The organism is Geodermatophilus amargosae (genome assembly GCF_041028265.1).
In the GTDB taxonomy this organism is placed as follows: domain Bacteria; phylum Actinomycetota; class Actinomycetes; order Mycobacteriales; family Geodermatophilaceae; genus Geodermatophilus; species Geodermatophilus amargosae_A.
This window is the reverse complement of sequence record NZ_JABGCW010000005.1, coordinates 336,958-351,912: the sequence shown is the minus strand read 5'-3', so window position 1 is coordinate 351,912 and position 14,955 is coordinate 336,958. Positions and strand designations below refer to the sequence as shown.

14 protein-coding genes are annotated in these 14,955 nt (G+C 74.7%); 1 reads left to right on the top strand and 13 read right to left on the bottom strand.

Annotated elements, in window-relative coordinates:
• Nucleotides 1-99: 99 nt before the first annotated feature.
• The 13 genes from metK to pyrR form a co-directional block, all read right to left on the bottom strand.
• Nucleotides 100-1,299, bottom strand: coding sequence for a methionine adenosyltransferase (gene metK / locus HLV61_RS09345; protein ID WP_369254585.1), 1,200 nt, complete (start codon nucleotides 1,297-1,299; stop codon nucleotides 100-102).
• Nucleotides 1,300-1,393: 94 nt separating this feature from the next.
• Entirely contained in the window at nucleotides 1,394-2,620 is a 1,227-nt protein-coding gene (gene coaBC / locus HLV61_RS09340) for a bifunctional phosphopantothenoylcysteine decarboxylase/phosphopantothenate--cysteine ligase CoaBC (RefSeq protein WP_369254583.1), read from the bottom strand.
• Between the two features lie 75 nt (nucleotides 2,621-2,695).
• Nucleotides 2,696-2,959 carry a DNA-directed RNA polymerase subunit omega gene (gene rpoZ, locus HLV61_RS09335; RefSeq protein ID WP_093579838.1) on the bottom strand — a complete coding sequence of 88 codons (264 nt, stop codon included), beginning with the start codon at nucleotides 2,957-2,959 and terminating at the stop codon, nucleotides 2,696-2,698.
• 53 nt (nucleotides 2,960-3,012) lie between these two features.
• Nucleotides 3,013-3,618 carry a guanylate kinase gene (gene gmk, locus HLV61_RS09330; protein ID WP_369254580.1) on the bottom strand — a complete coding sequence of 202 codons (606 nt, stop codon included), beginning with the start codon at nucleotides 3,616-3,618 and terminating at the stop codon, nucleotides 3,013-3,015.
• 50 nt (nucleotides 3,619-3,668) lie between these two features.
• Nucleotides 3,669-4,025 carry an integration host factor, actinobacterial type gene (gene mihF, locus HLV61_RS09325; protein ID WP_369254578.1) on the bottom strand — a complete coding sequence of 119 codons (357 nt, stop codon included), beginning with the start codon at nucleotides 4,023-4,025 and terminating at the stop codon, nucleotides 3,669-3,671.
• Nucleotides 4,026-4,323: 298 nt separating this feature from the next.
• Nucleotides 4,324-4,626 (bottom strand): hypothetical protein, encoded by a 303-nt coding sequence (locus HLV61_RS09320; RefSeq protein WP_369254576.1) that lies wholly within the window; start codon nucleotides 4,624-4,626, stop codon nucleotides 4,324-4,326.
• Nucleotides 4,623-5,531: an orotidine-5'-phosphate decarboxylase gene (pyrF, locus tag HLV61_RS09315; RefSeq protein ID WP_369254574.1), complete on the bottom strand. Its 909-nt coding sequence runs from the start codon at nucleotides 5,529-5,531 to the stop codon at nucleotides 4,623-4,625. The genes HLV61_RS09320 and pyrF overlap by 4 nt, the downstream gene beginning before the upstream one ends.
• Nucleotides 5,528-6,889, bottom strand: a complete 1,362-nt coding sequence (locus HLV61_RS09310; protein WP_369254572.1) for a dihydroorotate oxidase — start codon at nucleotides 6,887-6,889, stop codon at nucleotides 5,528-5,530. The genes pyrF and HLV61_RS09310 overlap by 4 nt, the downstream gene beginning before the upstream one ends.
• A complete protein-coding gene (gene carB / locus HLV61_RS09305; protein ID WP_369254570.1) occupies nucleotides 6,886-10,182 on the bottom strand; it encodes a carbamoyl-phosphate synthase large subunit in 3,297 nt (1,098 codons plus the stop codon). Before carB ends, HLV61_RS09310 begins: the two co-directional genes overlap by 4 nt.
• Nucleotides 10,182-11,309 (bottom strand): glutamine-hydrolyzing carbamoyl-phosphate synthase small subunit, encoded by a 1,128-nt coding sequence (gene carA / locus HLV61_RS09300; protein WP_369254567.1) that lies wholly within the window; start codon nucleotides 11,307-11,309, stop codon nucleotides 10,182-10,184. The genes carB and carA overlap by 1 nt, the downstream gene beginning before the upstream one ends.
• Nucleotides 11,306-12,592 carry a dihydroorotase gene (locus HLV61_RS09295; RefSeq protein WP_369254565.1) on the bottom strand — a complete coding sequence of 429 codons (1,287 nt, stop codon included), beginning with the start codon at nucleotides 12,590-12,592 and terminating at the stop codon, nucleotides 11,306-11,308. The genes carA and HLV61_RS09295 overlap by 4 nt, the downstream gene beginning before the upstream one ends.
• Nucleotides 12,589-13,509, bottom strand: coding sequence for an aspartate carbamoyltransferase catalytic subunit (locus HLV61_RS09290; protein ID WP_369254563.1), 921 nt, complete (start codon nucleotides 13,507-13,509; stop codon nucleotides 12,589-12,591). The genes HLV61_RS09295 and HLV61_RS09290 overlap by 4 nt, the downstream gene beginning before the upstream one ends.
• On the bottom strand, nucleotides 13,506-14,120 hold the full coding sequence (pyrR, locus tag HLV61_RS09285) for a bifunctional pyr operon transcriptional regulator/uracil phosphoribosyltransferase PyrR (protein ID WP_369254561.1): 615 nt from the start codon (nucleotides 14,118-14,120) through the stop codon (nucleotides 13,506-13,508). The genes HLV61_RS09290 and pyrR overlap by 4 nt, the downstream gene beginning before the upstream one ends.
• A gap of 232 nt (nucleotides 14,121-14,352) precedes the next feature.
• Here pyrR and bldD point away from each other — a divergent pair, with 232 nt between their 5' ends.
• Nucleotides 14,353-14,889: a transcriptional regulator BldD gene (gene bldD / locus HLV61_RS09280; RefSeq protein ID WP_369254559.1), complete on the top strand. Its 537-nt coding sequence runs from the start codon at nucleotides 14,353-14,355 to the stop codon at nucleotides 14,887-14,889.
• Nucleotides 14,890-14,955: the final 66 nt, after the last annotated feature.

Genomic DNA, 14,955 nt, shown 5'->3' with positions numbered 1-14,955 from the left:
GGAGGGAGAGCGGGAGCGGACGTCAGCGGGATCTCCGTTCGGCGCGGCCGGTCCCCGGCAGTCTCGTCGCCGGGTCCGACAGCGCCGGCGGGGACGTCCTCAGGCCCCGACGGCCGAGCGCAGCGCCTCGACGCGGTCGGTGCGCTCCCACGGCAACTCGACGTCGGTGCGGCCGAAGTGCCCGTAGGCGGCGGTCGGGCCGTAGATCGGCCGCAGCAGGTCCAGGTCGCGCACGATGGCGCCCGGGCGCAGGTCGAACACCGTGGTGACCGCCTTCTCCAGGACGTCGTCGGCGACGGTGCCGGTGCCGTGCGTGTCGACGAACAGGCCGACCGGGTGCGCGGCGCCGATGGCGTAGGCCACCTGCACCTCGCAGCGGCGGGCCAGGCCGGCCGCGACGACGTTCTTCGCCACCCAGCGCATCGCGTAGGCACCCGACCGGTCGACCTTCGACGGGTCCTTGCCCGAGAACGCGCCGCCGCCGTGGCGGGCCATGCCGCCGTAGGTGTCGACGATGATCTTGCGGCCGGTCAGCCCGGCGTCGCCCATCGGCCCGCCGATGACGAACTTGCCGGTCGGGTTGACCAGCAGCCGGTAGCCGTCGGTGGGCAGCCCGAGGGCCTGCAGCTCGGGCTCGACGACGAGCTCCTGCACGTCCGGGGTCAGCAGCTGCTCGATCGAGATGTCCTCGGCGTGCTGGGAGGAGACGACGACGGTGTCCACGCCGACCGGCCGGTCGTCCTCGTAGACGACGGTGACCTGGGTCTTGCCGTCGGGCCGCAGGTAGGGCACCGAGCCGTCCTTGCGGACCGTCGAGAGCCGGCGCGAGAGCCGGTGGGCCAGCGCGATCGGCAGCGGCATGAGCTCGGGGGTCTCGTCGGTCGCGTAGCCGAACATCAGGCCCTGGTCGCCGGCGCCCTGGCGCTCGATCTCGTCGTCGTCGGCGGCGCCGGTGGTGCGCGCCTCGTAGGCGGTGTCCACGCCCTGGGCGATGTCGGGCGACTGGGCGCCGATCGAGACGCTGACCCCGCAGGAGGCGCCGTCGAAGCCCTTGCGGGAGGAGTCGTAGCCGATCCGCAGCACGGTCTTGCGGACGATGTCGGCGATGTCGACGTAGCCGGCGGTGGTGACCTCGCCGGCGATGTGCACCTGGCCGGTGGTGATCAGCGTCTCGACGGCGACCCGGCTGCGGGGGTCCTGGCGCAGCATCTCGTCGAGGATCGCGTCGCTGATCTGGTCGGCGATCTTGTCGGGGTGGCCCTCGGTCACCGACTCGGACGTGAAGAGGCGGCGTGGCACTCGGTTCTCCCTGCTTCGGTGACGAGCTCGTGGCGCGGCCGGCCTGCGCCGCGTGAGCACGGTACCGGCGTCCCTCCCCCGCGGCGGCCGACGGTCACCCCAGGCGGGGGAGCACGACCTGCCAGACGGCCGCGGCGACGGCGTCCTTGGTGCCGTGCGGCACCTCGGTGGCGGTGCCGTCGGCGGCGAGGACGACGGCGGAGTTGTCGGGCCGCCCGAACACCCCGCCGCCGGAGACGTCGTTGACGACGAGCAGGTCGCAGCCCTTGCGGGCGAGCTTGGCGCGGGCGTGGGCGAGCACGTCGGCGTCGGCGTCCCCGGTCTCGGCGGCGAAACCGACCACGACCTGGCCGGGCGGGCGCTTGGTGACCAGCTCGGCGAGCACGTCGGGGTTGCGCACCAGCGGAACGGCGTCGGGCTCGCTCGCGCTGTCCTTCTTGAGCTTGGTGGCGGCGACCGTGGCCGGCCGGAAGTCGGCGACGGCGGCGGCCATGACGACGACGTCGGCCGTCGCTCCCCCGCCCGACCCCGCCTCGGCGAGCATCGCGGTGCGCAGCTCCTCCGCCGTCCCCACGGGGACCACGCGCACGCCGAAGGGCGCGGGCAGGTCGACGTTGGCCGCGACGAGGGTCACGTCGGCGCCGCGGGCGGCGGCGACGCGGGCCAGCGACCACCCCTGCCTGCCCGAGGAGCGGTTGCCCAGGTAGCGGACCGGGTCCAGCGGCTCGCGGGTGCCGCCGGCGCTGACCACCACCCGGCGGCCCGCGAGGTCGGCGCGCAGCACGTCGGCGCCGGCGGCGAGGACGACCCGGGCCAGCGCGGCGACGTCGGCGGGCTCGGGCAGCCGGCCGGGGCCGGAGTCGGGACCGGTCAGCCGCCCGACGGCCGGGGGCAGCACGATCGAGCCGCGGCGGCGGAGGGTGGCCACGTTCTCCCGGGTGGCCGGGTGCAGCCACATCTCGGTGTGCATGGCCGGCACGAACACGACCGGGCAGTGCGCGGTGAGCAGCGTGGCGGTGAGCAGGTCGTCGGCCCGGCCGGCGGCGGCGCGGGCGAGCAGGTCGGCGGTGGCCGGGGCGACGACGACGAGGTCGGCGGTCTGCCCGATCCGCACGTGGGCGACCTCGGGGACGTGCGACCACACGTCGGTGGTCACCGGCTTGCCGCTCAGCGCCTCGAAGGTGGCCGCGCCGACGAAGTGCAGCGCCGACTCGGTGGGCACCACGCGGACCTCGTGTCCGGCCTCGGTCAGCGCGCGCAGCAGCAGCGCCGACTTGTACGCGGCCACGCCGCCGCCCACGCCCAGCACGATCCGGCTCATGCGCAGGATCCTCCACGTGCGACGAGGCACCCGGCGACTGCCGGGTGCCTCGTCCTCAGTACGGGTGGGACCGGCTCAGTTCTCGCCGGCGGTGTGGGTCAGCAGACCCTCGTTGATCTCGCGCAGCGCGATGGAGAGGGGCTTCTCCTGCGGAGCGGTGTCGACCAGCGGGCCGACGTACTCCAGCAGGCCCTCGGAGAGCTGGCTGTAGTAGGCGTTGATCTGCCGCGCGCGCTTGGCGGCGAAGATCACCAGCCCGTACTTGCTGCTGGTGCGCTCGAGCAGCTCGTCGATCGGCGGGTTGGTGATGCCCTCGGGAGAGGGTGCGACTCCGGACACGGGCGCGTGGACTCCTCGGCTGGTCTGGTGGGAGCGACGGGCCTCGCGGCCGGTCACTCGGAGGCGCCGACGGACCTCTCGGACGACGGCGCAGCTAGCAAGGATACCAACTCGTCCGCAGCCCGCGCGACGTCGTCGTTGACCACCACGACGTCGAACTCCCCGGCGGCGTCCAGCTCGGCCTGCGCGATGGCCAGCCGGCGCTCCTGGACGGCCGGCGGCTCGGAGCCGCGGCCGGCCAGCCGGCTGACCAGCTCGGCCCAGGAGGGCGGGGCGAGGAAGACCAGCTGCGCCTCCGGGGCCCGCGCGCGCACCTGGCGGGCGCCCTGGAGCTCGATCTCCAGCAGCGCCGGCGCCCCGGCCGCGAGGCGCTCGCGGACCGGGGCGGCCGGCGTGCCGTAGCGGTTGCCCGCGTACTCGGCCCACTCGAGCAGGCCGTCGTCGGCGACCAGCCGGTCGAACTCGTCGTCGGTGAGGAAGTGGTAGTGCACCCCGTCGACCTCGCCCGGACGCTGCCGGCGGGTGGTCACCGACACCGACACCCACACGTCGGGGTGCCGGCGGCGGACCTCGGCGACGACGGTGCCCTTGCCGACCCCGGAGGGACCGGAGAGCACCGTCAGGCGCGCCTGGGAGAGAGCCGGCTGAGCTGTGGGCAACGCGGAGGTCCTCGTGGTGCTCGTGTCGGACGGGTGGTGCGGCGGGGACCTCAGGCCGTCGAGTCGGCGGGCACCTGGTCGGCGACCACCTGATCGCCGCCGAACTCGGCCTCCAGCGCCCGGCGCTGGTTGGCGCCCAGGCCGCGCACCCGGCGGGTCGGGGAGATCTCGAGCCGCTCCATGATCTTCGCAGCCCGCGCCTTGCCCACGCCGGGCAGGGACTCCAGGACCGCGGAGACACGCATCTTGCCGATGACCTCGTCGGTCTCGCCCTGCTTGAGGACGTCGCCGACCGTGGCGCCCTTGCTCTTGAGCCGCTCACGGAGCTCGGCGCGCGCCTTTCGGGCGGCGGCGGCCTTCTCGAGAGCGGCGGCGCGTTGTTCCGGGGAGAGGTCGGGGAGGGGCATGGTGCGTCCCATCGTGTCGTTGCCGGGATCTGCCACCCGGCGGGTGCGTGCGGTGTCGTCGGCCGGGGCCCGCGGTCTGAGCCCGGCGGTCAACCTAGTAACCCCGAATGCGCAGGTCACGCCCCCTGCGCGCGACCAATCCGATCTCCACTCGTCCGCCGGTGACGCGCTGTGGAGCCCTCGGGTGACCGTCCGTGAGGACTGCAGGTCAGGAAGTATACGAAACGCATTCGTTCCGAGCTCGTCTCCGGTACCGACCTCGGCGCGACACGCCGGTGCGAGCTGCCCGCCGGCCCGCTCAGCCGGCGCGGCGGCGACCCGACCGGCGGCCCAGCGCCCATCCGCCGACGGCGGTGAGCACCAGGATCCCGGCCGCGACCAGGCCTGCGCCGACGAGGTGGCCGCGCTCCCACAGCACCGCCCCGCCGTCGAACGTCAGGGTCAGCGTGCTCGTGTAGGCCGAGTCGGGCACCAGCGGCGCGTGGGCCCGGGGGGCGCCGGCTCCCCCCGGATGCGTGTTGGTCCACCAGAAGACGGCGACCCCGGCGACGGCGAGGCCCGCGCCCAGCGCCGCGAGCGCCCACGGCAGCGCGCGCCTCACCGGGTGAGCTCCTGCACCCAGCGGGCGGCGGCGGTGCGCAGCGCGGCCGGGTCCGGGCCGGCGGCCAGCACGTCGCGGGACACGGTCGGGACGACGGCGCGGCCGGGGCCGAACAGCCGCCGCAGGTCCGCCGGCGTCCCGCCCTGCGCGCCCAACCCCGGCGCCAGCACCGGACCGCCGAGCCCGTCGAGGTCGACGTCGAGGTCGGTCAGCGTGGCTCCCACGACGACGCCGAAGCTGCCCGTGGTGGCCCCCCAGCGGCTGGACAGGTCCTGCACCGCGCCGAGGTCGGGCAGCGGGTCGCCGACCACCCAGCCCGGCGTGTTCCACCCGCGCACGGTGTCGACGACGACCTGCGCCACCGAGCGCCCCCCCACGGCCGCGGACTGCAGCGTGGCGGCGTCGGGGTTGGAGGTGCGGGCGAGCACGAACAGCCCGCCGCCGGCCAGGCGGGCGGTGTCGACGGCCGGCTGCAGCGAGCCCGGGCCCAGGTACGGGCTCACCGTGAGCGCGTCGACGGCCATCGGGTGCTCCGGGCGCAGCACGTCGGCGTAGGCGTCCATCGTCGAGCCGATGTCGCCGCGCTTGGCGTCGAGCAGCACCAGCGCGCCGGCCGCGCGGGCCCGGGCGACGGCGTCCTCCAGCACGGCCAGGCCGCGCGAGCCGTGCCGCTCGAAGAACGCCGACTGCGGCTTGAGGACGGCGACCTCGCCGGCCAGCGCGTCGACGACCGTGTCGGCGAACCGGCGCAGCCCGTCGACGTCGTCGGCCAGCCCCCAGCGCTCCAGCAGCGGCGCGTGCGGGTCGATGCCCACGCACAGCGGGCCGCGGGCGGCGACGGCGTCGGCGAGCCGCTGCCCGAAGGGCAGGGTCCCGGACCGCGCCGTCCCGGACGGTGCCGTCACCGCGGCACCGACCGCGGCAGGGTGTCGCCGAGGGCGGCGATGCAGTCGCGGGCGAGGAACGGGTCGGCGAAGGCGCCGGAGGCGGACTGCACGGCGTCGGCCCCGGCCTCGAACAGCGCCGCGAACGAGGCGACGTCGGTGACCCCGCCCATGGCCAGCACGTCGAAGCGGTGCCCGCCGGCCTCCCGCAGCACCACCAGCCGGCGGGTGAGGTCGAGGGCCGCGCCGCGGGCCGCCGCACCGGACAGCCCGGCCAGCGCCCGGCCGGGGAAGGTCGGCTCGCCGTCGCTGCGCACCACGCGGCGCTGCAGCGTGTTGATGCCCGCGACGCCGTCGACCAGCGGCGCGAGCCGGGGCACCAGCGCGGCCAGGCCCGGCTCGTCGAGCCAGGACAGCTTGGCCACCAGCCCGGTGCGGTCGTCGAGCGCGCGGCGCACCCCCTCCACGACGGCGAGCGTGGCGTCGGCGTCGAGGCACAGCGGCGGCTTCACCCCGTCCGGAGAGCCGCTCAGGGTGTTCGGGCAGGACAGGTTCAGCTCGACGACGGGGGCGCCGGCCTCCTGGGCCATGCACGCGACCCGCGCGAAGTCCTCGACCAGGCCGGGGCCCTCGCCCTCCCCCATCACGCTGGCCAGCAGCAGCTGGTCGGCGTCGACGGTGGCCAGCGACCGCTCGAGGTCGGGCATCCACTCCTCCGGCGCCGGCGAGGGGACGCCGAAGGAGTTCACCGTGCTGACGTCCGGGGAGCCGGGCGCCACCCAGTCCCACGGGTCGGACACCACGACGTCGGCGGCCGGCCGCGGCGCGAAGGTCCAGTTCGGCTGCACGTTCGGCTCGTGGGCGCGGCTGCGGACGGTCTTGTACGTGAGCACGCCGAACCCGTTGCGGGCGTGGAAGCGCACCCACTCCGTGCTGCCGTTGAGCACGCAGGCGGGCACGCCCAGCGGGAAGCCGACGTCGCGGCCGAGCACCCGCCAGCGCCGGTCACCGGCCCGCGGCCGCTCCGCCAGCCGCGGGCCGACCGGGGTGCTCAGGTTGTCGCGGTAGGAGCCGAGCACGTCGTAGGACGGCGTCCGCACCCCGTGCGCGGCGAGCAGGCCGCCGTGCCCGGCGAAGAAGGCGACCCGGGTGAGCAGCGGCAGGTCGTCGTCACCCGCCTCGCCGGCCGCCAGCCGCGCGGCCAGGTCCCGCGCCGCCGTCCCGAGCGCGTCGAGCTCGGCGGCCGGCGGCGCCGCGAACCGGGTGACCCCGGCGAGGAACGCCGCCGGCAGCCCGTCGAGCAGCCCCAGGGCGGCCAGGTCGTCCCGCACCCGCCCCACCACCCCGGAGGAGCCCTTGTCGCGACATCGGCCGTTCACGGGCGCGGGGCGAGCAGGGCCGCGTGGACCTCCTGCAGGCTGCGCACGCCGAGGCCGCCGCGGCGCAGCGCCTCGATGCCCTGCACCGCCGCGGCCATGCCCTGCACCGTGGTGATGCACGGGATGCCGGCGCTGACCGCCGCGGTCCGGATCTCGTAGCCGTCCAGCCGCGGGCTGCTGTTGCCCGGCGACCCGAACGGCGTGTTGACGACGATGTCGACGTCGCCGGCGAGGATCCGCTCCACGCAGTTGCCCGGGCCCTCGCTGTACTTGCCGACCACCTCGCAGTCGACGCCGTTGCGGCGCAGCACCTGCGCGGTGCCGGCGGTGGCCAGGACGCGGAAGCCGAGGTCGGCCAGCCGCTTGACCGGGAAGACCGCGGCCCGCTTGTCCCGGTTGGCCAGCGAGACGAACACCGTGCCCTCGGTGGGCAGCGAGCCGTAGGCGGCGGCCTGCGACTTGGCGAACGCCGTGCCGAAGCCGTCGTCGAGGCCCATGACCTCGCCGGTGGACTTCATCTCCGGCGAGAGCACCGTGTCCACCCCGTGCCCGTCGACGGTGCGGAACCGGTGGAAGGGCAGCACCGCCTCCTTGACCGCGATCGGCGCGTCCTCGGGCAGGTCGGTGCCGTCGCCGGTGGCCGGCAGCACCCCGGCGGCGCGCAGGTCGGCGACGGTCTCCCCCACCGCGATCCGGGCCGCGGCCTTGGCGAGCTGGACCGCCGTCGCCTTGGACACGAACGGCACGGTGCGGCTGGCCCGCGGGTTGGCCTCGAGCACGTGGAGGACGTCGTCCTTGAGGGCGTACTGGACGTTGATCAGGCCGCGCACGCCGATCCGCGCGGCGAGCTTCTCGGTGGCGGCCCGGATCCCCAGCAGGTCCGCCGACCCCAGCGTGATCGGCGGCAGGGCGCACGCGGAGTCGCCGGAGTGGATGCCGGCCTCCTCGATGTGCTCCATGACGCCGCCGAGGTAGAGGTCGGTGCCGTCGTAGAGCGCGTCGACGTCGATCTCGACGGCGTCCTCCAGGAACCGGTCGACCAGCACCGGGTGCGCGGGGCTCACGTCGGTGGCCTTGGCGATGTAGGCCTCGAGCGTGGCGTCGTCGTAGACGATCTCCATGCCGCGCCCGCCCAGCACGTAGGACGGCCGCACCAGCACCGGGTAGCCGATCTCCGCGGCGATGGCGCGTGCCTCGGCGAACGTCGTGGCGGTGCCGTGCTTGGGGGAGAGCAGGCCGGCGTCGGCGAGCACCCGGGAGAACGCCCCGCGGTCCTCGGCGTCGTCGATGGCCTCCGGCGAGGTGCCCAGCACCGGCACGCCGGCGTCCTTGAGCCGCTGGGCCAGGCCCAGCGGGGTCTGCCCGCCGAGGGTGCAGACGACCCCGGCCACCGGGCCGGCGGTGCGCTCGGCCTCCACCACCTCGAGGACGTCCTCGAAGGTCAGCGGCTCGAAGTACAGCCGGTCGGCGGTGTCGTAGTCGGTGGAGACGGTCTCGGGGTTGCAGTTGACCATCACGGCCTCGTAGCCGGCGTCCTGCAGCGCCATCACCGCGTGCACGCACGAGTAGTCGAACTCGATGCCCTGCCCGATCCGGTTGGGGCCCGAGCCGAGGATCAGCACGGCCGGCTTCTCCCGCGGCTCGACCTCGCTCTCCTCGTCGTAGGACGAGTAGTGGTACGGCGTGCGGGCGGCGAACTCCGCGGCGCAGGTGTCCACGGTCTTGAACACCGGCCGCACGCCCAGCCGGTGGCGCAGCAGCCGGACGCCGTCCTCCCCCGACAGCTCCGGGCGCAGCGCCGCGACCTGCCGGTCGGACAGGCCGTGCCGCTTGGCCCTCCGCAGCACCGCGGCGGTGAGCGCCGGCGCGTCGCGGACCTCGGCGCCGACCTCTCCGACCAGCGCGATCTGGTCGACGAACCACGGGTCGAAGCCACTGGCCTCGGCCACCTGCTCGACGGTCGCGCCGGCCCGCAGCGCCGCCTCGGCCACGTAGAGCCGGCCGTCGACCGGCGTCCGCAGCGCCTCCAGCAGTTCCTCGGCGCTCGACCCGTCGTCGGGGCCGGTCCAGAACCCGGCGACCTTCGTCTCCGTGGACCGCATCGCCTTGCCCAGCGCCTCGGGGAAGTTGCGGCCCATCGCCATGACCTCGCCGACGCTCTTCATCGTCGTGGTCAGCCGCGGGTCGGCGCCGGGGAACTTCTCGAACGCGAACCGCGGGATCTTCACCACGACGTAGTCCAGCGCGGGCTCGAAGCTCGCCGGGGTGACGCCGGTGATGTCGTTGGTGATCTCGTCGAGGGTGTAGCCGATGGCCAGCTTCGCGGCGATCTTGGCGATCGGGAAGCCGGTGGCCTTCGACGCCAGCGCCGACGAGCGGGACACCCGCGGGTTCATCTCGATGACGACGAGCCGCCCGTCGGCCGGGTTGACGGCGAACTGGATGTTGCAGCCGCCGGTGTCGACGCCGACCGCGCGCAGCACCGCGATGCCGACGTCGCGCATCCGCTGGTACTCCCGGTCGGTGAGCGTCATCGCCGGGGCGACGGTGACCGAGTCTCCGGTGTGCACGCCCATCGCGTCGACGTTCTCGATCGAGCAGATGACGACCACGTTGTCGCTGCGGTCGCGCATGAGCTCGAGCTCGTACTCCTTCCACCCGAGCACCGACTCCTCGACCAGCACGGTGTGCACCGGGGAGTCGGCCAGGCCGTGGGAGGCCATCCGCCGCAGCATCGCCTCGTCGGTGGCGAAGCCGGAGCCCAGGCCGCCCATGGTGAAGCTCGGCCGGATGACGACCGGGTAGCCGACCTCCTCCGCCGTCTGCAGCGCCTCCTCGACGCTGCCGCAGACCCGCGAGCGCGGGGCGTCGGCGCCGATCGACCGGACGATGTCCTTGAACATCTGCCGGTCCTCGCCGCGGTTGATCGCGTCGACGTCGGCGCCGATGAGCCGGACCCCGTACCGCTCCAGCGTGCCGTTCTCGTACAGGCCGATGGCGATGTTGAGCGCGGTCTGCCCGCCGAGGGTGGCCAGCAGCGCGTCGGGGCGCTCCTTCGCGATCACCCGCTCCACGAACTCCGGCGTCAGCGGCTCGATGTAGGTGGCGTCGGCGACGTCGGGGTCGGTCATGATCGTCGCCGGGTTGCTGTTGACCAGGCTGACCCGCAGCCCCTCGGCGCGCAGCACGCGGCAGGCCTGGGTGCCGGAGTAGTCGAACTCGGCGGCCTGGCCGATGAGGATCGGCCCCGAGCCGATGACCAGGACGTGCTCGATGTCGGTGCGCTTGGGCATCAGGACTGACCCTCCCCGCCCGCGCGGACGGACTCCATGAGGTCGACGAAGCGCTGGAACAGCGGCGCGGCGTCGTGCGGACCGGCGGCGGACTCCGGGTGGAACTGCACGCTGAACGCCGGGGCGTCGAGCAGCCGGAGCCCCTCGACGACGTCGTCGTTGAGGCCGACGTGGCTCACCTCGACCCGGCCGTGGGGGGTGTCGGTGGGCCGGTCCAGCGGCGCGTCGACGGCGAACCCGTGGTTGTGGCTGGTGACCCGGACGGTGCCGCTGACCCGGTCGAGCACCGGCTGGTTGAGCCCGCGGTGACCGAAGCGCAGCTTGTAGGTGCCCAGGCCCAGCGCGCGGCCGAGGATCTGGTTGCCGAAGCAGATGCCGAACAGCGGCCGGCCGGCGTCGAGCACGCCGCCCACCGCGGCGACGGCGTAGTCGGCCGCGGCCGGGTCGCCGGGGCCGTTGGAGAGGAAGACCCCGTCGGGACCGGCGGCCAGCAGGTCGGCCGCGGTCGCCGTCGAGGGCAGCACGTGCGTCTCCACGCCGAGCTCGGCGAGGTGGCGCGGGGTGGCGGTCTTGATGCCGAGGTCGAGCGCGGCGATGGTGAACCGCGTCTCCCCCACCGCCGGGACGACGTAGGGCTCGCGGGTGCTCACCTGCGGCGCGAGGTCGGCGCCCGCCATCCCCTCGGCGGCGCGCACCCGGGCGAGCAGGGCGCCCGCGTCGGTGTCGACGCTGCTGATGCCGGCGCGCATCGCGCCGCGCTCGCGCAGGTGGCGGGTCAGCGCGCGGGTGTCGATGCCGCTGATCCCGACGACGCCCTGCGCGGCGAGCTCGTCGTCGAGACCGCCGGTGGCCCGCCAGTTGGCCGGGCGGCGGGCGGGGTCGCGGACGACGAAGCCGGCCACCCACATGCGGCCGCTCTCGTCGTCCTCGCCGTTGACGCCGGTGTTGCCCACGTGCGGCGCGGTCATGGTGACGATCTGGCCGGCGTAGCTGGGATCGGTCAGCGTCTCCTGGTAGCCGGTCATCCCGGTGGCGAACACCGCCTCGCCGACCGTCGTGCCGACCCTGCCGTAGGCCTCGCCGCGGAACGTCCGCCCGTCCTCCAGGACGAGGATCGCCTCGGTCACTTCTGTGCCTCTCCGTCCAGAACGGTCGCCGTCCCCCGGAGGAACGTGGCGACCACCCGGCCGGGCAGCTCCCGGCCGGCATAGGGGCTGTTGCGGCTGCGGCTGGCCAGCGCGGCCGGGTCGACGACGGCCCGGGCGGCGGGGTCGAGCAGCAGCAGGTTCGCCGGCTCGCCGGGCGCCAGCGGACGCCCGTGCCCGTCGAGGCGGCCGATCGCCGCCGGGCGGACCGACATCCGGTCGGCCACGCCGGCCCAGTCGAGCAGGCCGGGCTCCACCAGCGTCTCCAGCACGACCGACAGCGCCTGCTCCAGCCCGAGCATCCCGGGCCGGGCCTGCGCCCACTCGCTCTCCTTGTCCTCCACCGCGTGCGGGGCGTGGTCGGTGGCGACGGCGTCGATCGTGCCGTCGGCCAACCCGGCGCGCAGCGCCTGCACGTCGGCGTCGGTGCGCAGCGGCGGGTTGACCTTGAACACCGGGTCGTAGGACGCCGCAGCCGACTCGGTGAGCAGCAGGTGGTGGGGGGTGACCTCGGCGGTCACCTGCACGCCACGCGACTTGGCCCACCGCAGGATCTCGACCGACCCGGCGGTGGACACGTGGCAGACGTGCAGCCGCGCGCCCACGTGCTCGGCGAGCAGCACGTCGCGGGCGATGACCGCCTCCTCGGCGGCGGCCGGCCAGCCGGTGAGCCCCAGCCGCGCGGAGAGGTCGCCCTCGTTCATCTGCGCGCCGGCGGTCAGCCGCGGCTCCTCGGCGTGCTGGGCGACGACGCCGTCGAAGGCCTTCACGTACTCCAGCGCGCGGCGCATGAGGGCGGGGTCGGCGACGCAGTGCCCGTCGTCGGAGAAGACCCGCACGCGGGCGGCGGAGTCGGCCATCGCGCCGAGCTCGGCCAGCCGCTCGCCGCGCAGCCCGACGGTCACCGCCCCCACCGGGACGACGTCGACCAGCCCGGCCTGCCGGCCCAGCCGCCACACCTGCTCGACGACGCCGGCGGTGTCGGCGACCGGGTCGGTGTTCGCCATGGCGTGCACCGCGGTGAACCCGCCGAGGGCCGCGGCGCGGCTGCCGGTCTCGACGGTCTCGGCGTCCTCGCGGCCGGGCTCGCGCAGGTGGGTGTGCAGGTCGACCAGGCCGGGCAGGGCGACCAGCCCGTCGGCGTCGACGACGGTGGCGCCCGGGACGGACAGGCGCTCCCCCACCGCGGCGATGCGGCCGTCCCTGAGCAGCAGGTCCGTGGGATCGCCGCCGAGCACGCGCGCCCCCTTGATCAGCGTGGTCACGAGGGAGCCCCTCCCAGGAGCAGGTAGAGGACCGCCATCCGCACGCTGACGCCGTTGGCGACCTGCTCGACGATGGTCGAGCGGACCGAGTCGGCGACGTCGGCGGCGATCTCCATGCCGCGGTTCATGGGGCCGGGGTGCATGACGATCGCGTCGTCGGAGAGCACGCCCATGCGGCGGGCGTCGAGGCCGTAGCGGCGGCTGTACTCCCGCGCGCTCGGGAAGAACGAGGCGTTCATCCGCTCGGCCTGGACGCGCAGCATCATCACCGCGTCGGCCTTCGGCAGGACGGCGTCGAGGTCGTAGGAGACCTGCACCGGCCAGGAGCCCACGCCCACCGGCAGCAGCGTGGGCGGGGCGACGAGGGTGACCTCCGCGCCCAGCGTCGACAGCAGCCAGACGTTGGAGCGGGCCACCCGGCTGTGCAGGACGTCGCCGACGACGGCCACCCGCACCCCGTCGAGGCGGCCCAGGCGGCGCCGGATCGTGTAGGCGTCCAGCAGCGCCTGGGTGGGGTGCTCGTGGGTGCCGTCACCGGCGTTCACGACGCTGCCGCGCACCCAGCCGGCCAGCCGGTGCGGCGCCCCCGACGACGGGTGGCGGACGACGATCGCGTCGCTGCCCATCGCCTCCAGCGTGAGGGCGGTGTCCTTGAGGCTCTCGCCCTTGGAGACGCTGCTGCCCTTGGCGGAGAAGTTGATGACGTCGGCACTGAGCCGCTTGGCCGCCAGCTCGAAGGAGATGCGGGTGCGGGTGGAGTCCTCGTAGAAGAGGTTGACCACGGTGCGCCCGCGCAGGGTGGGGAGCTTCTTGACCTCGCGGCCGGCCAGCGCCGAGTCGATCTGCGCGGCGGTGTCGAGGACCAGGGTGGCGTCGGCGCGGTCGAGGTCGGCCGCCTCCAGCAGGTGCCGCTTCACGCGTTGCTCCCCTGGCCGGCTCCGGCCACGACCAGGACCTCGTCGACGCCGTCGGTCTCGGCGAGGTGCACCCGGACCTGCTGGGCCCGGGAGGTGGGCACGTTCTTGCCCACGTAGTCGGCGCGGATCGGCAGCTCCCGGTGTCCGCGGTCGACCAGCACCGCGAGCTGCACCGCCCGGGGCCGGCCGAGGTCCCGCAGCGCGTCGAGCGCCGCCCGGACCGAGCGGCCGGAGAACAGGACGTCGTCGACGAGGACGACCAGCCGGCCGTCGATGCCCTCGGGCGGGAGGACGGTGTCCTCCAGCGCGCGGACCCCGCGCAGGCGCAGGTCGTCGCGGTAGAGGGTGATGTCGACGGTGCCGACGTCGACCGCGGTGCCGGCGAAGGCGGCGATGCGGCCGGCCAGCCGGCGGGCGAGCGGGGCGCCGCGGGTGGGGATCCCGACGAGGACGACGTCGCGGAGCCCGGCTCCGTCGTCGCCGGCCCCACCACCCCCGGCGCACTTCTCGATCACCTGGTGGGCGATCCGGTCGACCACGCGGGCGACGTCGGCGGCGCCCAGCAGGACGGTGGACGGGTTCTCGGGCACGGGCGCGGGCGAGCCGGCCATCGGGCCTCCTTCCCCGCCTCACGGGACGGGTCGTTAAAGGAGTGGGGTGGACCGGCGCCGACCGTACTGCACCCGTGCGTGTGATCGTCGTCGCGCGTCGTGGTCCCGCAGGTGGGCGCCGGTGTCCCAGGATGATCCGGAAGAGGGATGCGCTGTCGCTCGGCGAGATCACTGAGTACGCTGCGTGACGACGGAGCCCCGGACACGACGACGGACAGTGAGCGACTGACGCATGAGCACCGACTACTCTCGGGCCCTCGGTGCCCGGCTGCGGGCGATCCGCAACCAGCAGGGCCTCTCCCTCCAGGGCGTGGAGGACAAGTCGCACGGCCGCTGGAAGGCCGTCGTCGTCGGCTCCTACGAGCGTGGCGACCGCGCGGTGACCGTGCAGCGACTCTCCGAGCTGGCCGTGTTCTACGGCGTGCCGGTCTCCGAGCTGCTGCCCGACCCGCGCCCGTCGTCGGCCGTCACCTCGACGACGAAGATCGTGCTCAACCTCGAGTCGCTGGGCTCGCTGCCCGCCGACGAGGCCGGCCCACTGGCCCGCTATGCCTCGACCATCCAGGCGCAGCGCCACGACTACAACGGCAAGGTCCTCTCCATCCGTGCGGAGGACCTCAAGTCGCTGGCGATCATCTACGACATGAGCCCCGACGAGCTGACCACCCGGCTCATCGAGTGGGGCGTGCTCAACCCCGGCATGGACGCCGCCGCCCTCATGGCCGAGGACGAGGACGAGAGCTGGGACCGCCGCCGCGCTCCCCGCTGAGGGAGCGCTCCCCACGGTCCGCCCCCGGACCCACGGGGACGTCACGGGGAGGGCACCGGGAACCGT